Origin of the sequence: Paenibacillus sp. JZ16, assembly GCF_015326965.1 — a bacterium.
Lineage (GTDB): Bacteria > Bacillota > Bacilli > Paenibacillales > Paenibacillaceae > Paenibacillus_AQ.
The window spans coordinates 3,597,440-3,615,200 of record NZ_CP017659.1 but is presented as its reverse complement, the minus strand read 5'-3'; the positions used below and the strand labels follow the sequence as shown (position 1 = coordinate 3,615,200).

At 46.7% G+C, this 17,761-nt stretch carries 31 protein-coding genes; all 31 read left to right on the top strand.

Annotation, left to right across the window (positions count from 1 at the left end; all coding sequences use genetic code 11):
- Positions 1 to 18: 18 nt before the first annotated feature.
- The 31 genes from fusA to rpsK all read left to right on the top strand — a co-directional run bounded on the left by fusA (position 19) and on the right by rpsK (position 17,657).
- Positions 19 to 2,100, top strand: a complete 2,082-nt coding sequence (gene fusA / locus BJP58_RS16655; RefSeq protein ID WP_090914106.1) for an elongation factor G — start codon at positions 19 to 21, stop codon at positions 2,098 to 2,100.
- A 95-nt stretch (positions 2,101 to 2,195) separates the two neighbouring features.
- The gene (tuf, locus tag BJP58_RS16650) at positions 2,196 to 3,386 is read left to right on the top strand and encodes an elongation factor Tu (protein ID WP_194544704.1); all 1,191 of its coding nucleotides are present in this window, start codon (positions 2,196 to 2,198) and stop codon (positions 3,384 to 3,386) included.
- A gap of 456 nt (positions 3,387 to 3,842) precedes the next feature.
- Positions 3,843 to 4,151, top strand: coding sequence for a 30S ribosomal protein S10 (gene rpsJ / locus BJP58_RS16645; RefSeq protein ID WP_009589214.1), 309 nt, complete (start codon positions 3,843 to 3,845; stop codon positions 4,149 to 4,151).
- A 41-nt stretch (positions 4,152 to 4,192) separates the two neighbouring features.
- Positions 4,193 to 4,816, top strand: coding sequence for a 50S ribosomal protein L3 (gene rplC, locus BJP58_RS16640; RefSeq protein ID WP_009589211.1), 624 nt, complete (start codon positions 4,193 to 4,195; stop codon positions 4,814 to 4,816).
- A 26-nt stretch (positions 4,817 to 4,842) separates the two neighbouring features.
- Positions 4,843 to 5,466: a 50S ribosomal protein L4 gene (rplD, locus tag BJP58_RS16635; RefSeq protein ID WP_071221019.1), complete on the top strand. Its 624-nt coding sequence runs from the start codon at positions 4,843 to 4,845 to the stop codon at positions 5,464 to 5,466.
- Complete coding sequence (gene rplW / locus BJP58_RS16630; RefSeq protein WP_006212919.1) at positions 5,466 to 5,759, top strand: 50S ribosomal protein L23; 294 nt, start codon at positions 5,466 to 5,468, stop codon at positions 5,757 to 5,759. Before rplD ends, rplW begins: the two co-directional genes overlap by 1 nt.
- Before the next feature lie 29 nt (positions 5,760 to 5,788).
- Entirely contained in the window at positions 5,789 to 6,619 is an 831-nt protein-coding gene (gene rplB / locus BJP58_RS16625) for a 50S ribosomal protein L2 (protein ID WP_076326223.1), read from the top strand.
- Between the two features lie 71 nt (positions 6,620 to 6,690).
- The gene (gene rpsS / locus BJP58_RS16620) at positions 6,691 to 6,966 is read left to right on the top strand and encodes a 30S ribosomal protein S19 (protein ID WP_006212917.1); all 276 of its coding nucleotides are present in this window, start codon (positions 6,691 to 6,693) and stop codon (positions 6,964 to 6,966) included.
- Between the two features lie 36 nt (positions 6,967 to 7,002).
- Positions 7,003 to 7,335, top strand: a complete 333-nt coding sequence (rplV, locus tag BJP58_RS16615; protein WP_015737624.1) for a 50S ribosomal protein L22 — start codon at positions 7,003 to 7,005, stop codon at positions 7,333 to 7,335.
- 13 nt (positions 7,336 to 7,348) lie between these two features.
- The gene (gene rpsC, locus BJP58_RS16610; protein WP_006212915.1) at positions 7,349 to 8,014 is read left to right on the top strand and encodes a 30S ribosomal protein S3; all 666 of its coding nucleotides are present in this window, start codon (positions 7,349 to 7,351) and stop codon (positions 8,012 to 8,014) included.
- Between the two features lie 2 nt (positions 8,015 to 8,016).
- Positions 8,017 to 8,451, top strand: a complete 435-nt coding sequence (rplP, locus tag BJP58_RS16605; protein ID WP_009589221.1) for a 50S ribosomal protein L16 — start codon at positions 8,017 to 8,019, stop codon at positions 8,449 to 8,451.
- Positions 8,441 to 8,638: a 50S ribosomal protein L29 gene (gene rpmC, locus BJP58_RS16600; protein ID WP_007132561.1), complete on the top strand. Its 198-nt coding sequence runs from the start codon at positions 8,441 to 8,443 to the stop codon at positions 8,636 to 8,638. The genes rplP and rpmC overlap by 11 nt, the downstream gene beginning before the upstream one ends.
- Positions 8,639 to 8,683: 45 nt before the next feature.
- Positions 8,684 to 8,950, top strand: a complete 267-nt coding sequence (rpsQ, locus tag BJP58_RS16595; protein ID WP_009589223.1) for a 30S ribosomal protein S17 — start codon at positions 8,684 to 8,686, stop codon at positions 8,948 to 8,950.
- A 36-nt stretch (positions 8,951 to 8,986) separates the two neighbouring features.
- Entirely contained in the window at positions 8,987 to 9,355 is a 369-nt protein-coding gene (gene rplN / locus BJP58_RS16590) for a 50S ribosomal protein L14 (protein WP_006212911.1), read from the top strand.
- A 77-nt stretch (positions 9,356 to 9,432) separates the two neighbouring features.
- Positions 9,433 to 9,789 carry a 50S ribosomal protein L24 gene (rplX, locus tag BJP58_RS16585; protein WP_006212910.1) on the top strand — a complete coding sequence of 119 codons (357 nt, stop codon included), beginning with the start codon at positions 9,433 to 9,435 and terminating at the stop codon, positions 9,787 to 9,789.
- 28 nt (positions 9,790 to 9,817) lie between these two features.
- The gene (gene rplE / locus BJP58_RS16580) at positions 9,818 to 10,360 is read left to right on the top strand and encodes a 50S ribosomal protein L5 (protein ID WP_007132558.1); all 543 of its coding nucleotides are present in this window, start codon (positions 9,818 to 9,820) and stop codon (positions 10,358 to 10,360) included.
- Positions 10,361 to 10,406: 46 nt separating this feature from the next.
- Positions 10,407 to 10,592: a type Z 30S ribosomal protein S14 gene (locus BJP58_RS16575; protein ID WP_074961883.1), complete on the top strand. Its 186-nt coding sequence runs from the start codon at positions 10,407 to 10,409 to the stop codon at positions 10,590 to 10,592.
- A gap of 33 nt (positions 10,593 to 10,625) precedes the next feature.
- On the top strand, positions 10,626 to 11,024 hold the full coding sequence (gene rpsH / locus BJP58_RS16570) for a 30S ribosomal protein S8 (RefSeq protein ID WP_006212908.1): 399 nt from the start codon (positions 10,626 to 10,628) through the stop codon (positions 11,022 to 11,024).
- Between the two features lie 29 nt (positions 11,025 to 11,053).
- Positions 11,054 to 11,596 carry a 50S ribosomal protein L6 gene (rplF, locus tag BJP58_RS16565; RefSeq protein WP_071221018.1) on the top strand — a complete coding sequence of 181 codons (543 nt, stop codon included), beginning with the start codon at positions 11,054 to 11,056 and terminating at the stop codon, positions 11,594 to 11,596.
- A 111-nt stretch (positions 11,597 to 11,707) separates the two neighbouring features.
- Positions 11,708 to 12,076, top strand: a complete 369-nt coding sequence (rplR, locus tag BJP58_RS16560) for a 50S ribosomal protein L18 (RefSeq protein ID WP_071221017.1) — start codon at positions 11,708 to 11,710, stop codon at positions 12,074 to 12,076.
- A 26-nt stretch (positions 12,077 to 12,102) separates the two neighbouring features.
- Positions 12,103 to 12,600, top strand: a complete 498-nt coding sequence (rpsE, locus tag BJP58_RS16555; RefSeq protein WP_009589212.1) for a 30S ribosomal protein S5 — start codon at positions 12,103 to 12,105, stop codon at positions 12,598 to 12,600.
- Positions 12,601 to 12,612: 12 nt separating this feature from the next.
- Positions 12,613 to 12,798 carry a 50S ribosomal protein L30 gene (gene rpmD, locus BJP58_RS16550; protein ID WP_006212904.1) on the top strand — a complete coding sequence of 62 codons (186 nt, stop codon included), beginning with the start codon at positions 12,613 to 12,615 and terminating at the stop codon, positions 12,796 to 12,798.
- 46 nt (positions 12,799 to 12,844) lie between these two features.
- Entirely contained in the window at positions 12,845 to 13,285 is a 441-nt protein-coding gene (gene rplO / locus BJP58_RS16545) for a 50S ribosomal protein L15 (RefSeq protein ID WP_006212903.1), read from the top strand.
- Positions 13,285 to 14,583 carry a preprotein translocase subunit SecY gene (gene secY / locus BJP58_RS16540; RefSeq protein ID WP_194544703.1) on the top strand — a complete coding sequence of 433 codons (1,299 nt, stop codon included), beginning with the start codon at positions 13,285 to 13,287 and terminating at the stop codon, positions 14,581 to 14,583. The genes rplO and secY overlap by 1 nt, the downstream gene beginning before the upstream one ends.
- Before the next feature lie 89 nt (positions 14,584 to 14,672).
- Entirely contained in the window at positions 14,673 to 15,317 is a 645-nt protein-coding gene (locus BJP58_RS16535) for an adenylate kinase (protein ID WP_194544702.1), read from the top strand.
- Positions 15,318 to 15,322: 5 nt separating this feature from the next.
- Positions 15,323 to 16,075 (top strand): type I methionyl aminopeptidase, encoded by a 753-nt coding sequence (gene map, locus BJP58_RS16530; RefSeq protein WP_006212900.1) that lies wholly within the window; start codon positions 15,323 to 15,325, stop codon positions 16,073 to 16,075.
- 9 nt (positions 16,076 to 16,084) lie between these two features.
- Positions 16,085 to 16,390 (top strand): KOW domain-containing RNA-binding protein, encoded by a 306-nt coding sequence (locus tag BJP58_RS16525; protein ID WP_194544701.1) that lies wholly within the window; start codon positions 16,085 to 16,087, stop codon positions 16,388 to 16,390.
- A gap of 2 nt (positions 16,391 to 16,392) precedes the next feature.
- Complete coding sequence (gene infA, locus BJP58_RS16520) at positions 16,393 to 16,608, top strand: translation initiation factor IF-1 (RefSeq protein ID WP_006212898.1); 216 nt, start codon at positions 16,393 to 16,395, stop codon at positions 16,606 to 16,608.
- Between the two features lie 131 nt (positions 16,609 to 16,739).
- Positions 16,740 to 16,853: a 50S ribosomal protein L36 gene (rpmJ, locus tag BJP58_RS16515; protein WP_003333770.1), complete on the top strand. Its 114-nt coding sequence runs from the start codon at positions 16,740 to 16,742 to the stop codon at positions 16,851 to 16,853.
- Between the two features lie 20 nt (positions 16,854 to 16,873).
- Positions 16,874 to 17,242 carry a 30S ribosomal protein S13 gene (gene rpsM / locus BJP58_RS16510; protein ID WP_006212897.1) on the top strand — a complete coding sequence of 123 codons (369 nt, stop codon included), beginning with the start codon at positions 16,874 to 16,876 and terminating at the stop codon, positions 17,240 to 17,242.
- A 19-nt stretch (positions 17,243 to 17,261) separates the two neighbouring features.
- The gene (rpsK, locus tag BJP58_RS16505) at positions 17,262 to 17,657 is read left to right on the top strand and encodes a 30S ribosomal protein S11 (RefSeq protein WP_009589209.1); all 396 of its coding nucleotides are present in this window, start codon (positions 17,262 to 17,264) and stop codon (positions 17,655 to 17,657) included.
- Positions 17,658 to 17,761: the final 104 nt, after the last annotated feature.

Here is a 17,761-nt window from a genome sequence, read left to right as displayed (position 1 = left end):
TGAAGGGAGACTATTCGCATGGCGACAAGAGAGTTCTCCTTGAAAAATACACGTAATATCGGGATCATGGCGCATATTGACGCTGGTAAAACGACCACTACAGAGCGGATTTTGTTCTATACAGGCCGTACGCACAAAATCGGGGAAGTTCACGAGGGTGCAGCTACAATGGACTGGATGGAGCAGGAGCAGGAGCGCGGTATCACGATTACATCCGCTGCGACTACCGCTTCTTGGAAGGGTCATCGCGTTAATATTATCGACACCCCGGGGCACGTTGACTTCACAGTAGAAGTTGAACGTTCCCTTCGTGTATTGGATGGGGCAGTAGGTGTATTCAGTGCGAAAGAGGGCGTTGAACCTCAGTCGGAGACTGTTTGGAGACAAGCAGACCGTTATGGAGTTCCGCGGATCGCATACGTAAACAAAATGGATATTATCGGTGCCGACTACTTGAACGTAGTTAAAGATATGAGAGAGCGTCTGCAAGCGAATGCGGTAGCGATTCAGCTTCCGATCGGTGCAGAGAATGATTTCATTGGCATCATCGATATTATCGAGGAAAAAGCTTATATGTATAAGGATGACCTCGGTCAAAATATCGAAGAAACCGAAATTCCAGCAGAATTCAAGGATCAAGTGGAAGAGCTTCGCAACGAGCTTGTTGAGAAGGTAGCAGAACTTGACGAAGACTTGACAATGAAATATCTTGAAGGTGAAGAAATCACCATCGCTGAGTTGAAAGCTGCTCTGCGTAAAGGTGTTGTCGAAGTTAAGATCTTCCCGGTTATCTGTGGATCTTCTTACCGTAACAAAGGCGTTCAGCTGATGCTTGATGCCGTAATCGATTATTTGCCGGCTCCAACTGACGTTCCAGACATCAAGGGTACCCTTGAAGACGGAACTGAAGCTATCCGTCATTCTTCCGATGAAGAGCCGTTCTCGGCTTTGGCATTCAAAATCGCTACGGACCCTTATGTTGGTAAGCTGACATTCTTCCGCGTATACTCCGGTGTACTGCAATCCGGCTCTTACGTACTGAATGCAACTAAAGGTAAGCGTGAGCGCATCGGTCGTATCCTTCAAATGCATGCGAACAGCCGCCAAGAAATTTCCGAAGTATTCGCCGGAGATATCGCAGCTGCCGTAGGTTTGAAAGATACGGGTACAGGTGATACACTATGTGATGAGAAAAACCCGGTTATTCTGGAGTCCATGAACTTCCCTGATCCGGTTATCGAAATCGCAGTAGAACCTAAGACGAAAGCTGACCAAGATAAAATGGGTGTGGCTCTCGGTAAGTTGACGGAAGAGGATCCAACTCTTCGTGCACATACTGATGAAGAAACAGGCCAAACGATCCTGGCAGGTATGGGTGAGCTTCACTTGGACATCATCATCGACCGTATGCGTCGTGAGTTCAAGGTAGAAACTAACGTGGGTAAACCACAAGTAGCTTACCGCGAAACATTCCGTGCACCAGCTCGCGTTGAAGGTAAATTCGTTCGTCAGTCCGGTGGTCGTGGACAATACGGTCACGTATGGGTTGAGTTCGAACCTCTGGAACCAGGTAGCGGTAACCAATTCGACAGCAAAGTTGTCGGTGGTTCGGTACCAAGAGAATACATTGGTCCAGCACAACAAGGTATTGAAGAGCAAATGAAGAACGGTGTACTCGCCGGCTTCCCGCTTGTTGACGTTAAAGCAACAATCGTTGACGGTTCTTACCATGATGTTGACTCCAATGAAATGGCGTTTAAAATCGCCGGTTCCATGGCTCTGAAAGCAGCTAAAGACAAGTGTAAGCCTGTCCTGCTTGAGCCAATCATGAAAGTTGAAGTTACCGTGCCTGAGGAATACATGGGCGACGTAATGGGTATGCTGAACTCCCGCCGTGGACGTATCGAAGGTATGGACTCCCGTGGTGGTACTCAAATTATCCGTGCGAAAGTACCTCTTTCCGAAATGTTCGGTTACTCCACTACCCTTCGCTCCGGTACACAAGGACGCGGTGTGTTCTCCATGGAACTCTCCCACTACGAAGAAGTTCCTAAGAATATCTCCGATGAAATTGTGTCCAAGATCAAAGGCGGAGAGTAATAACGTTTTACCTGCTGGATAGGAGGCGGGACCAACATCCCGTTAACTCCGCTTCCGGCCTAACATATATATCCCCTTAAGGAGGAATTGTTCAAATGGCAAAGGCTAAATACGAACGTACGAAACCCCATGTTAACATCGGTACTATCGGTCACGTTGACCATGGTAAAACAACTTTGACAGCTGCAATCACATCTGTATTGTCCAAAACTTACGGTGGTGCTGCAATGTCTTTCGACCAAATCGACAAGGCTCCAGAAGAGCGCGAGCGCGGTATCACAATTTCGACTTCCCACGTTGAATACGAAACTGATACTCGTCACTATGCACACGTTGACTGCCCAGGTCACGCTGACTATGTTAAAAACATGATCACTGGTGCTGCTCAAATGGACGGAGCAATCCTGGTTGTATCCGCAGCTGACGGCCCAATGCCGCAAACTCGTGAGCACATCCTGTTGTCCCGCCAAGTAGGCGTTCCTTACATCGTTGTATTCTTGAACAAATGCGACATGGTTGAAGACGAAGAGCTCTTGGAATTGGTTGAGATGGAAGTTCGCGACCTGCTGAGCGAGTATGACTTCCCAGGCGACGACACTCCGATCACTCGTGGTTCCGCTCGTGAAGCTCTGCAAAACCCAGAAGGCGAATGGGCACAAAAAATCGTTGAAATGTTCAAAACAATCGACGAGTACATCCCATTGCCTGAGCGCGACACTGACAAGCCTTTCTTGATGCCTGTCGAGGACGTATTCTCCATCACTGGTCGTGGTACCGTTGCTACAGGTCGTGTAGAGCGTGGTACGATCAAAGTTGGTGACGAGATCGAAATCGTTGGTATCGCTGAAGAAACTAAGAAATCCGTTGTTACGGGCGTTGAGATGTTCCGTAAATTGCTGGATTCCGCACAAGCTGGTGACAACATCGGTGCATTGCTTCGTGGTGTTGAGCGTACTCAAATCGAGCGCGGTCAAGTACTTGCTAAGCCTGCTTCCGTTAAACCACACACAGAGTTCACAGCTCAAGTATACGTACTGAGCAAAGAAGAAGGCGGACGTCATAAGCCTTTCTTCACTGGCTACCGTCCACAGTTCTACTTCCGTACTACGGACGTAACTGGCGTGATCAACTTGCCAGAGGGTTCTGAAATGGTTATGCCTGGTGATAACATCACTGTAACGGTTAGCCTGATCAACCCAATCGCGATTGAAGAAGGAACTAAGTTCTCCATTCGTGAAGGCGGCCGTACCGTAGGTGCTGGTTCCGTTGCAAGCATCATTAAATAATTAAGGCTTACGAACAGCCTTGAATATAGCAACAGTGTATTGTAACGAGTAACAATGTGATGTCCTGATAAAAGAGTCTGATCCTTTGGATCAGGCTCTTTTCCTATTTGAGATCGGTTCGAGTAACCTGATTACAAGCTCCGAAGGATATTAGCGGTTTAGATTCGAAACTATCTATTATATAGAAGAGATCACATACAATATGATATGCGTGAGCGATGAAGTCTATTAACCAAGTCCTGCAACTTTCGGTTAATGATGCAAATACATATTAATTATGAATTAGTGCTTGCAATACGCCTATCTTTTATATATAATAGTGAATGTTGTTCTGCGACGTTGCGATGATGTGAGAGGTTACCGACACACCCGGCCCCTTTGCCATGAGGTGGGTGGTTGGAAAATTTTCGCGGAGTATGTCCGATACCAAATTGGGCGATAGAAGGAGGGAATAAAATGGCAAAGCAAAAAATTCGTATTCGCTTGAAAGCATACGACCACAGAGTTCTTGATCAATCCGCTGAGAAAATTGTTGAGACAGCAAAACGTTCGGGTGCTGGTGTATCCGGTCCGATCCCGCTGCCAACTGAGAAACAAGTAATTACCATTCTCCGTGCGGTGCACAAGTATAAGGATTCTCGGGAACAGTTCGAAATGCGTACACATAAACGCTTGATCGACATCGTGAACCCGACTCCACAAACTGTGGATGCCTTGATGCGCTTGGACCTGCCGTCCGGTGTAGATATCGAAATCAAACTGTAAGCACTGCATAATGAATTAGAGAAGAGAAAAGAGGTGTCAACATGAAAGGTATCTTAGGTAGAAAGCTCGGAATGACTCAAGTGTTTACCCCTGAGGGTGTTGTAATTCCTGTAACGGTTATCGAAGCAGGTCCTTGTGTTGTTCTTCAAAAGAAAGATCTGGAAAACGACGGATACGAAGCGATTCAAGTCGGTTTCTCTGATAAGAAAGAGAACAGATCTAACAAACCAGAAGCAGGCCATGCGAAAAAAGCAAACACTGCGCCTAAGCGCTACGTTCGCGAAATTCGCGGTGTTGACCTCGCGAGTGTCGAGGTTGGACAAGAGCTGAAGGCTGATGTCTTCGCAGAAGGCGAATTTGTTGACGTAACGGGTATTTCCAAAGGTAAAGGTTTCCAAGGTGTAATCAAGCGTTGGGGCCAAAGCCGCGGACCAATGTCTCACGGTTCCCGTTATCACCGTAGACCAGGTTCCATGGGTTCGATCCAGGCAAACCGTGTTCCTAAAGGAAAGCGTCTGCCAGGTCACATGGGCAATGAGACAGTTACGATTCAAAAGCTCGAAGTTGTTAAAGTCGATGCAGAGCGTAACGTAATCCTTGTAAAAGGTTCCATTCCTGGACCTAAAAAAGGTTTCGTTCAAATCAAAGAAACGGTGAAGAAATAATCGCCTAAAGAAAGGAGGAACAAACAATGCCTAAAGTAGCACTTTATAATGTCAGCGGTAGCCAAGTTGGCGAAGTAGAATTGAATGAAGCTGTATTCGGCATCGAGCCGAACGCACACGTATTGCACAGTGCAGTATTGTTGCAGCGCGCTTCGCTTCGTCGTGGTACCCACAAAGTAAAAGGACGTTCTGAAGTACGCGGCGGCGGACGTAAGCCTTGGAAACAAAAAGGTACTGGCCGTGCTCGTCAAGGTTCGATCCGTTCTCCACAATGGAAAGGCGGCGGTGTGGTATTTGGACCAACTCCGCGCAGCTACACATTTAAACTTCCTAAGAAAGTTCGTCGTTTGGCTATCAAATCCGCATTGTCTTCCAAAGTGATTGACAACGCGATTATCGTATTGGATCAATTGACGCTGAATGCGCCGAAAACGAAAGAGTTTGCTAACATTCTTAGCAACCTGAAAGTAGGCCGTAAAGCTCTGATCGTTGCTCCAAGCTATGATGATAATGTAGCCCTTTCCGCTCGTAATATTCCTGGTGTGAAATTCGTAGCGGCTGACGGCATTAATGTTCTTGACGTACTGTCGTACGATCAACTGATCATTACGAAGGAAGCAGTTCAGAAGGTAGAGGAGGTGCTCGCGTAATGAAAGACCCACGCGATATAATCAAGCGCCCGGTGATCACGGAACGTACGGCTGACTACATGGCAGAGCTGAAATATGCTTTTGAAGTGGATATCCGTGCTAACAAGACCGAGATCAAGCAAGCTGTCGAATCTATTTTTAAAGTTAAAGTATCGAACGTGAATACGATGCGTGTTCCTGCTAAACCAAAGCGTTATGGCCGTTATTCCGGTTACACAACCGAATGGAAAAAGGCAATCGTGACTTTGGCTCCAGACAGCAAACCGCTCGAGTTCTTTGAATCGGTTGAATAAGAATTTCTTAAGTAAGGAGGGAAAATTCAGTGCCTATTAAAAAGTATAAACCGACATCCCCGGCTCGACGCAACATGTCCGTGTCGACTTTCGAAGAAATCACCACGAATCAGCCGGAGAAATCGTTGTTGGCTCCGCTGAGCAAAACAGCTGGCCGTAACAACCAAGGTAAAATTACGGTTCGTCACCATGGCGGCGGACACAAGCGTAAATACCGTATCATCGACTTCAAACGGAATAAAGACGGCATTCCAGGTCGCGTTGCTACAATCGAATACGACCCGAACCGTACTTCCAACATCGCTCTGATTCACTATGTAGATGGTGAAAAACGTTATATCATCGCTCCTAAAGGTCTGAAAGTTGGAGACCAAGTAGTATCTGGAGTAGGTGCTGACATCAAGATCGGTAACTCACTTCCACTGGAAAACATTCCGGTAGGTACCGTTATCCACAACATCGAGTTGAAACCAGGTAAAGGCGGACAATTGGTTCGTGCTGCTGGTACAGAAGCTCAACTTCTCGGTAAAGAAGATAAGTACGTAACTGTTCGTCTTTCTTCCGGTGAAGTTCGTCGCATCCTGAAAGTTTGCCGTGCAACTATCGGTTCTGTGGGTAACCAAGACCATGAGTTGATCAAAATCGGTAAAGCTGGTCGTAGCCGCTGGCTTGGACAACGTCCTGAAGTACGTGGTGTCGTCATGAACCCTAACGATCACCCTCACGGTGGTGGTGAAGGCCGCGCTCCAATCGGACGTAAATCGCCTATGTCTCCATGGGGTAAACCAACCCTTGGTTACAAAACACGTAAAAAAGGTAAAGCTTCTGACAAATATATCGTTCGCCGCCGCACGAAGTAATGCGCGATTGTGCATAACTTCGTGACAGGCTCGAAGGTAACGAGACAATTTGGTGAAGGGAGGATTTCAATATGAGCCGTAGTTTGAAAAAAGGACCTTTTATTGACGGATATCTGCTCAAAAAAGTGGAGGACATGAACGCCGCAAGCAAAAAGGCTGTGATCAAAACCTGGTCCCGCCGCTCCACTATTTTCCCGCAATTTATCGGTCACACGTTCGGAGTATACGATGGCCGTAAACATGTACCTGTATATGTAACAGAGGACATGGTAGGACACAAGTTGGGTGAGTTCGCTCCAACTCGTACCTACAAAGGTCATGAAGATGATAAGAAAACAAGAAGATAATTAATGAAGCTCTTTGTTTGAGAGGAGGTTAAACATATGGAAGCAAAAGCACATGCTAGATCGATTCGTATTGCTCCTCGTAAAGCTCAACTCGTTGTTGACTTGATCCGCGGTAAGCAAGTCGGCGAAGCGATCGCAATTCTTCGTCACACTCCGAAAGCTGCATCTCCGGTTGTTGAGAAGCTTTTGAACTCGGCTATCGCTAACGCTGAGCATAACTACTCTTTGGATGTAACTAAATTGGTTGTGACGCAAGCTTATGTCAACCAGGGACCGACTATGAAACGTTTCCGCCCGCGTGCGATGGGACGTGCAAGCCGGATCAATAAACGCACCAGCCACATTACTTTGGTGGTAGCTGAAAAATAAGGAGGGAAAACGTGTGGGCCAAAAGGTAAATCCAGTAGGACTCCGTATCGGTATTATCCGTGATTGGGAATCCAAATGGTATGCAGGCAAAGACTTCGGTGATCTTTTGCTGGAAGACGTGAAAATCCGTGAATACCTGAAAAATAAATTGAAAGACTCCGCTGTATCCCGTATCGAAATCGAGAGAGCGGCTAATCGTGTGAACGTGACGATCCACACTGCGAAGCCAGGTATGGTTATCGGTAAAGGTGGTTCCGAAGTAGAAGTACTGCGCGGACAAGTGACTAAAATTGCCGGCGGTAAAAAAGTTCACATCAACATTTCTGAAATCAAAAACCCTGAACTGGACGCTATTCTTGTTGCTGAAAGCATTGCACAACAGCTGGAACGTCGTGTATCTTTCCGTCGTGCACTGAAACAAGCGATTCAAAGAACTATGCGCTCTGGAGCAAAAGGGATTAAAACATCGGTCAGCGGACGTCTTGGCGGAGCCGAGATTGCTCGTACGGAAGGCTACAGTGAAGGAACTGTTCCACTTCATACGCTTCGTGCAGACATCGACTATGGTACAGCAGAAGCGCATACGACTTACGGCCGTATCGGCGTGAAAGTATGGATCTATCGTGGAGAGGTTCTTCCTACGGCTAAGAAACAAGCTGCTCAGGAAGGAGGCAACTAATCATGTTGGTACCAAAACGTGTAAAACACCGCAAACAACAGCGCGGCCATATGAGAGGTCAAGCTAAAGGCGGTACTGAACTGAACTTCGGCGAATTCGGTCTGCAAGCAACAGAACCAGGCTGGATCACGAACCGTCAGATCGAGGCTGCTCGTATCGCGATGACTCGTTACATTCGTCGTGGCGGTAAAGTATGGATTAAGATTTTCCCAGATAAGCCGATTACTCAAAAGCCTCTCGAAGTGCGGATGGGTAGCGGTAAAGGTAACGTTGAGAAATGGGTTGCCGTTGTAAAACCAGGCAAGATCATGTTTGAACTTGGAGGCGTGTCCGAGGAAATCGCCCGCGAAGCGATGCGTCTCGCCGCTCACAAGCTGCCTGTTAAAACGAAGTTTGTGAAACGAGAAGAAGTGGGTGGTGAAGCAAATGAAAGCTAATGAACTGCGCAACTTAACCACTGCAGAAATCGAGCAAAAAATCGCCGGATTTAAAGAGGAACTCTTTAACCTCCGTTTTCAATTGGCCACAGGCCAGCTTGACAACCCGACTCGGATCCGTGACGTTCGCAAAGAAATAGCTCGTGCTAAAACCGTTATCCGTGAAAGAGAACTTGGGATTAGTTAATGAAGCAGAAACTCGACGTTCTGTATTCAGGAAGGAGGCTAACAAATGAGCGAAGAACGCAATGCTCGTAAAGTGCAAATTGGTAAAGTTGTCAGCGATAAAATGGATAAAACCATTGTTGTAGCTGTTGAAACCTATAAGAAGCATGACTTGTATCACAAACGCATTAAATACACAAAAAAATTTAAAGCGCATGATGAGAACAATCAAGCTCAAATCGGAGATACCGTTAAAATCATGGAAACTCGCCCTCTCTCCAAAGACAAGCGCTGGAGATTGGTAGAAGTGGTTGAAAAAGCGGTAATCATCTAAGATATGATCAGTTTTTGATGGAAGGAGGAAATTTAAATGATTCAACCATTTACACGTTTAGCTGTTGCTGACAACTCCGGTGCGAAGGAACTGATGTGTATCCGCGTATTGGGTGGTACTGGTCGTCGTACAGCTCAAATCGGTGATTTGATCGTATGTTCCGTCAAACAAGCAACACCAGGCGGCGTTGTCAAAAAGGGTGATGTAGTAAGAGCGGTAGTCGTTCGCACGAAACGTTCTGTACGTCGTAAAGACGGATCTTACATCTCATTTGACGAGAATGCAGCTGTTGTTGTTAAAGACGACAGAAGCCCACGCGGAACTCGTATTTTCGGACCAGTTGCTCGCGAACTTCGCGAAAGAGACTACATGAAAATCGTTTCCTTGGCTCCGGAAGTAATCTAATAACACCCCAAAAAGTGACGTAACTTTTCGGGAACCCGATAAATAGTTGAACTGGCTAGTCATAGGAGGTGTAACGAATGCCTAAAGTGAAAAAAGTCCTGGAATCCCATAGCAACAAACTGCACGTGAAAAAAGATGATACAGTTATCGTCATCAGCGGTAAAGACAAAGGCAAAAAAGGCCGTGTCATCGCAGCGTACCCTCGTGAAAATCGTGTTTTGGTTGAAGGTGTGAACATGATTAAGAAGCACCAGAAGCCAAACCAAATGAACCCACAAGGCGGTATCATCGAGAAGGAAGCTCCGATCCATGTATCGAACGTTATGCACGTTGATCCGAAGAGCGGAAAAGTAACCCGTATCGGTTACAAAGTACTGGACAACGGTAAAAAAGTTCGCGTAGCTAAAAGATCCGGAGAAGTTATCGATAAATAAGACGGTTTAGAAAGGAGGTCCTTGAATCATGGCAGCAAGAATGAAAGAACGTTTTTTGAACGAAGTAACTCCTGCTCTGATGCAGAAGTTTAGCTATAAGACAGTAATGCAGGTACCAAAAATCGAGAAGGTTGTCATCAACATGGGTGTAGGTGACGCTGTAGCTAACTCGAAGGTGCTTGATTCCGCTGTGAACGACATGCAGCTGATTGCTGGTCAAAAACCGGTTATCACCCGTGCGAAGAAATCCATCGCGGGATTCAAACTGCGTGAGAACATGCCGATCGGTGTGAAGGTAACACTGCGCGGTGAGCGTATGTACTACTTCCTCGACAAGCTGTTCAACGTTACACTTCCACGTGTACGTGACTTTCAAGGCGTGTCCACCAAAGCATTTGACGGACGCGGTAACTATACGCTCGGTCTGAAAGAGCAACTCATTTTCCCTGAAATTGAGTATGACAAAGTGGATAAAGTTCGCGGTATGGACATCGTTATCGTAACGACTGCTAAAACCGACGAAGAATCCCGTGAACTGCTTGCTCAACTGGGCATGCCTTTCGCGAAATAAGACGGTTGTCCTTTTCTCCGAAACTATTTAGGAGGTGTCAGGCTAAGTGGCAAAAACTTCGATGAAAGTTAAACAACAACGTACACCGAAATACAAAGTACGGGCATATACCCGTTGTGAACGTTGTGGTCGCCCACATTCGGTACTGCAGAAGTTTAAAATTTGCAGAATTTGTTTCCGTGAATTAGCTTATAAAGGCCAGATTCCTGGCGTGAAAAAAGCAAGCTGGTAAGAAGTTTATAAACGGGAAGGAGGTTTATCCTACATGACTATGTCCGATCCAATTGCAGATATGCTAACTCGTATTCGTAACGCGAACACGGTTCGCCACGAAACAGTAGAAATGCCTGCTTCGACGATTAAAAAACAAATCGCTGACATTTTGAAGCGTGAAGGCTTCATCCGTGATGCAGAGTTTGTGGAAGACAATAAACAAGGGATCATTCGTGTATTCCTGAAATATGGTTCCAACAACGAACGTGTAATCACAGGTCTGAAAAGAATCAGCAAACCAGGTCTTCGCGTTTACACGAAGAGCAACGAAGTACCTCGCGTACTTGGTGGTTTGGGTATTGCGATCATCTCCACGTCTAAGGGAGTTATGACCGACAAAGAAGCTCGTCAATCCAAAGCTGGCGGAGAAGTTCTCTGCTACGTATGGTAATCAACGTCACAAGATAGGAGGTGTAATGAATGTCCCGTATTGGTCGTAAACCAATTGCTATTCCAAACGGTGTGGAAGTCACACTGGATAACACTGTAATCACTGTTAAAGGACCTAAAGGTACCTTGACTCGTGAACTGCATAAAGACATGCAAATTACAGTAGAAAACAACGAGATCAATGTTGTTCGTCCTTCCGACAACAAAACACATCGCTCTCTTCACGGCACGACCCGCAGCGTTGTCTCGAATATGGTCAACGGTGTAACTGAAGGATTCTCGAAAAACCTTGAGTTGGTAGGTGTCGGATACCGTGCAAGCAAATCCGGAGATAAAATCGTTCTGAACGTGGGTTACTCCCACCCAGTTGAAATTACACCGGAGCCAGGTATCGAGTTCGACGTACCGGCAAACACAAAAATCACGGTTCGTGGTATCGATAAAGAGCGCGTAGGTGCATACGCTGCTAAGATTCGTTCCGTACGTGAGCCTGAGCCATACAAAGGTAAAGGTATTAAATACGAAGGTGAACGCATTATCCGTAAGGAAGGTAAAGCTGGTAAGAAGAAATAAGTTAGCTGACCGGGGATTTACCTGGTGGATAACTTACTTCTTCTCCCATACTTACCCGATGCGTCTAAAAGTGAAGCTCTTAAGGCAAAACTGAAGGGAGGAAATGGAAGCATGATCACGAAACAAGACAAGAACAAAGCTCGTCTGAAAAGACACCTGCGTGTCCGTAAGAAAATCCAAGGCACAGCAGAACGTCCACGTCTGAACGTGTTCCGTTCTTCGAAACACATCTATGCTCAATTGATCGACGACGTGGCTGGCGTGACTTTGGCATCAGCTTCTACGCTGGATAAAGAACTGGCTAACGACATCAAGAACGGCGGAAGCGTTGAATCCGCTCGTAAAGTCGGCGAACTCGTTGCAAAACGTGCTGCAGACAAAGGTTACAAAGTGATCGTATTCGATCGTGGTGGATACTTGTATCATGGACGTATTCAAGCACTTGCAGAGGCAGCTCGCGAGGCAGGCCTTGAATTCTAAGATATTTTCAAAAGGAGGTAAACGACTTGCGTGTAGATCCTAACACTTTAGAACTGACTGAAAGAGTAGTAAACATTAACCGCGTTGCTAAAGTTGTAAAAGGCGGACGTCGCTTTAGCTTTAGTGCACTGGTAGTTGTCGGTGATGGCAAAGGTTGGGTAGGAGCAGGTATCGGTAAAGCAGGCGAAGTACCGGATGCAATCCGCAAAGGTATTGAAGATGCTAAGAAAAACCTGATTCACATTCCACTTGTTGGAACAACTATTCCTCACCTCGTAACAGGTCACTTCGGAGCAGGCCGAGTATTGTTGAAGCCGGCATCTGAAGGTACTGGGGTTATCGCTGGCGGACCGGTTCGTGCAGTACTTGAACTGGCTGGCGTAGGCGACATTTTGACAAAATCTCTAGGTTCTTCGAACTCCATGAACATGGTCAATGCGACTTTGGAAGGGTTGTCCCGCCTGAAGCGTGTTGAAGATGTTGCCAAGCTTCGCGGCAAATCCGTCGAAGAGCTGTTGGGTTAAGGAGGGAATCTCATGGCTAAACTTGAAATCACCCTCGTACGCAGCGTGATTGGTCGTCCAGAGGATCAGCGTGCAACCGTGAAAACACTCGGACTTCGCAAAATCAACCATTCCGTGGTTCAAAGCGACAATGCTGCAATTCGCGGAATGATTAAGAAAGTAAATCACCTGGTTTCTGTTAAAGAAATCGAAGGTTAATCCCGGGCAGTTTATTCCCGGACATATTAAGGAGGTGCAACGAACGATGAAGTTACATGAGCTGAGCCCAGCACCTGGATCCCGCAAAGAGCGCAAGCGCGTTGGACGCGGTACTAGTAGCGGTACGGGTAAAACGTCGGGTCGCGGTCACAAAGGACAAAACTCTCGTTCCGGCGGTGGTGTACGTCCAGGCTTCGAAGGTGGACAGAACCCATTGTATCGTCGTCTTCCGAAGCGCGGTTTCGTAAACCCAACTCGGAAAGAGTACGCGATTGTGAACATCGAAGAACTTAACAGCTTTGCAGCAGGTACTGAAGTGACTCCAGAAGTTTTGGTTGAGAGCGGTATTGTTAACAATACAAAGAGCGGAATCAAAATTCTTGGCAACGGTGAAGTTACCGTTTCTTTGACTGTAAAAGCTAATAAGTTTTCTCAATCTGCGGTAGAGAAGATCGAGGCTGCCGGCGGTAAAACCGAGGTGATCTAATGTTTAAGACCCTGAAAAATATATGGCGTGTGGATGACCTTCGCAAGCGTATTTTGTTCACCTTATTCGTTCTGATCATCTTCCGTATTGGATCCTTTGTTCCGGTTCCCGGTGTTAACAAAGATGTTTTTACCCAGACGAATCAGGCAGGCAATGAGTTGTTCGGTCTTCTTAACACGTTCTCGGGGGGCGCACTATCGCAGTTTTCGATCTTTGCCCTTTCGATATTTCCATATATTACTGCGTCCATTATCGTACAGTTGTTGTCGATGGACGTCATTCCAAAGTTTGCGGAATGGAACAAACAAGGGGAACACGGGAAGAAACAGTTGGCTCAAATTACTCGTTATGGTACGGTAATATTGGGTTTGATCCAGGCATTCGCAATGTCCATCGGGTTTAACCGTATGTATGGCATGGATATGGTTCCTGGAGCAACGTTTATCGATTTTGTTGTTATTGCGATCGTGCTTACCGCAGGTACATCATTCCTGATGTGGCTCGGCGAACAGATTACGGAACGCGGAATCGGTAACGGTATTTCGATCATTATCTTTGCAGGTATCGCTGCTGGTATCCCGATGCACATTCGGACTACGATCGAATCGAACTTCATTCAGGATGGTCAAGTGTTCATGAACATTCTGAAGGGTGTCATCATCCTACTGATTTTGGTTCTGATCATTACCGGTGTTGTATTCATTCAGCAAGGTATCCGTAAAATTCCGGTTCAATACGCGAAGCGTGTTGTAGGAAACAAAATGTACGGCGGACAGAATACACACATTCCACTCAAGATTAACGGAGCAGGCGTTATTCCGGTAATCTTTGCGATGTCACTGCTGCAGTTCCCGGTTATCCTCGCTAGCTTCTGGGGACACCAGAATTGGGCGAAATGGGTTACGGCGAATCTGGCTTATGACAGCCCGCTTGGAATGGTACTGTATGTACTCATGATCATTGGTTTCACGTTCTTCTACACTTTCGTGCAGATGAATCCGAACCAAATGGCTGATAATATGAAGAAGAACGGCGGCTATGTACCGGGCATTCGTCCTGGTAAAGCTACCGAGAAGTATCTGACCCGGGTTATGACCCGTCTGACCATGACAGGAGCTCTGTTCCTGGCCGTGATCTCCGTACTTCCGGTGTTCTTTGGATCACTTGCAGGTCTTCCGCGTACGGTTCAGATTGGTGGTACGTCCCTCTTGATCGTGGTCGGTGTTGCACTGGATACGATGAAGCAGATCGAAAGCCAACTGATCAAACGTCATTACAAAGGTTTTATCAATAAATAGGCGATAGGTTCCGGCGAGTGGTCTGTATCGCTTCCCGGCGCCTATTGTGTTGTTCTTGCTAGTCAATCAAGGGGAGGGAGTGACGTAAGGTGAACATCTTATTCATGGGTCCTCCTGGGGCAGGAAAAGGGACGCAAGCAGAAAACATCGTGAATGAATTCGGTATTCCTCATATTTCAACAGGCGATGCATTTCGTCTCGCGATCAAACAAGGAACTCCCATCGGGATTAAAGCGAAGGAATTCATGGATCAGGGTCTGCTGGTACCGGATGACGTAACGATTGGTATTGTGGAAGAGCGTCTGCAGCAGTCCGATTGCGAAAAAGGTTTTTTATTGGACGGTTTTCCAAGAACCCTTTCGCAAGCGGAAGCGCTGGATGACATTCTCGCCCGCTTGAATACTGGTCTCGATCACGTCATCAACCTGAAAGTTGATCGGGAAAAGCTTCTGGCTCGCCTTACCGGCCGCCGGATTTGCAAAAACTGTGGTTCGACTTATCATGTGATCTTTAATCCTCCTAAACAGGAAGGCATTTGTGATAAATGCGGCGGCGAATTGTACCAGCGCTCCGATGATAACGAAGAGAGCGTCGGCATTCGTTTAGACGAATATATCAACAAAACAGCACCACTCCTCACGTTTTATGAGAACAAAGGTCTTTTGCGTCAAATCGATGGTGATCAGGAAATCGACGCGGTTTCAACACAAATTGCGTCTATACTGAGAGGTTAAGTATAATGATCATTTGTAAATCCGAAACGGAACTGAGCTTGATGAGAGAAGCAGGAAGGATCGTGGCGGAATGCCACAAACTCCTTGCCGCTCATGTAGAACCGGGCATTACGACCGGGGAACTTGACCTTATGGCCGACAAGTTCATTCGAAGCCAAGGCGCTGTGCCATCTTTTAAAGGCTACAACGGATTTCCTTCCAGCATTTGCGCATCAGTCAACGAAGAATTGGTGCATGGATTTCCAGGCAAACGCAAATTAATCGAGGGCGATATCGTTACGTTTGATATCGGTGCACAGTACCAGGGTTACCATGGTGACTCGGCATGGACCTACGCTGTAGGAGAGATTTCCGAAGAGGCCCAGCGTCTGCTGGACGTAACGGAAGGATCGCTCTATGCTGGACTTGCGCTAATCAAACCCGATGTCCGCTTGTTTACAATCTCTCATGCCATACAGCGTCATATCGAGGATGCAGGTTTCTCTGTCGTCCGGGAATACGTTGGTCATGGTGTGGGTACCGATCTGCATGAGGATCCGCAAATTCCGAACTATGGCATCCCTGACCGCGGACCAAGACTCAAACCGGGCATGGTGCTCGCGATTGAGCCGATGGTCAATGCGGGTAAGCGGAACGTCAAGACGCTGGAAGACAACTGGACGGTTGTAACGGTAGACGGCTCACTATGTGCTCACTTCGAGCATACGGTAGCAGTCACGCCGGATGGCATGGAAATTTTGACGAAGCTGCCGGAATAGGGTGATAACATGAATAATGAAATCACGCTTCAGCCCGGTCAGATTGTTAAGATACTAAAAGGCAGAGATGCCGGACAGTATGCCGTTATCGTTTCGATTGAGGACAGCAGGTTCGTGTGGATCGCGGATGGGGACAAACGCAAGTTTGACGGGGCCAAGAAGAAGAATGTTCTTCATCTTGAACCTCAATCCTACATTAGCAGTGAAGTGGTAAACAGTTTGCAAGAAAGCGGTCGGGTTACAAACGGTAAACTGCGTTTCGCACTGGACCGGTTTGTATCCGATAAATCCAAGGCAGATCAGAAAGGAGACTAACTGTGGCTAAAGAAGATGTCATTGAAGTCGAAGGAACGGTCATTGAGCCGTTGCCGAATGCTACCTTTAAAGTCGAGCTGGAGAATGGTCATCAAATTCTCGCTCATGTTTCCGGAAAGCTGCGGATGCACTTTATCCGTATCCTTACAGGAGACAAAGTGGTTGTTCAACTCTCGCCGTATGATTTAACCAAAGGTCGTATCACGTACCGTAAATAGATTCAAGGTTCCCCTGGGGAATTAAGGAAAGCTGCGAAGCGGTTTTACTGACGTAAAACTCAGCAGCGGTAACAAACTACTTTAGTTTCGAAGCTGGTTTTACAACGTAAAACTTGGAGGAGGTAATTAGCATGAAGGTAAGACCTTCTGTAAAGCCTATTTGCGAAAAATGCAAAGTCATTCGCCGCAAAGGGAACGTAATGGTTATCTGTGAAAATCCGAAACACAAACAAAAACAAGGTTAAAGAAGGGGGTGTAGCGTAAAATGGCTCGTATAGCTGGTGTGGATTTGCCACGTGACAAACGCGTTGAGATCGCCTTGACTTACATTTTCGGAATCGGTAAAACGACTTCCCAGAAAGTACTGAAAGAAACTGGAATCAATGCAGACACTCGTGTCCGTGATTTGACAGAAGATGAAGTCAGCAAATTGCGCGAAACGATCGATGGTATGGTTAAGGTAGAAGGTGACCTGCGTCGTGAAATTTCCTTAAATATTAAACGTCTCACGGAGATCGGCTGCTACCGCGGTATTCGTCACCGTCGTGGATTGCCTGTTCGTGGTCAACGTACTAAAACGAATGCTCGTACACGTAAAGGTCCTCGTCGTACCGTAGCGAACAAGAAGAAATAAGAAAGGGGGATAATAGACAATGGCTAAACCAAAAAAAGTCGTACGTACTAAACGTCGTGACCGCAAAAATATTGAAAGTGGCGTGGCTCATATCCGCTCCACATTCAACAATACAATCGTAACGATTACGGATCCTCACGGAAACGCGATTTCTTGGGCAAGCTCCGGCGGCCTTGGATTTAAAGGTTCCCGTAAGTCGACCCCGTTCGCTGCGCAAATGGCTGCTGAAACAGCTGCCAAAGCGGCTATGGAACACGGTATGAAAGCGGTGGAAGTAATGGTTAAAGGTCCTGGTGCTGGTCGTGAAGCAGCAATTCGTTCTCTGCAAGCAGCAGGTCTCGAAGTCAACCTGATCAAAGACGTTACACCAATTCCACATAACGGATGCCGCCCACCAAAACGTCGTCGCGTATAATGAAGTCATCCTGTTAATGTGGTATAAATCCGTTGCAATCTGCTAATAATGGTTGTTTAGGCATACTACTACATGGATTACTGGATAAGATGACAGTTTCATAT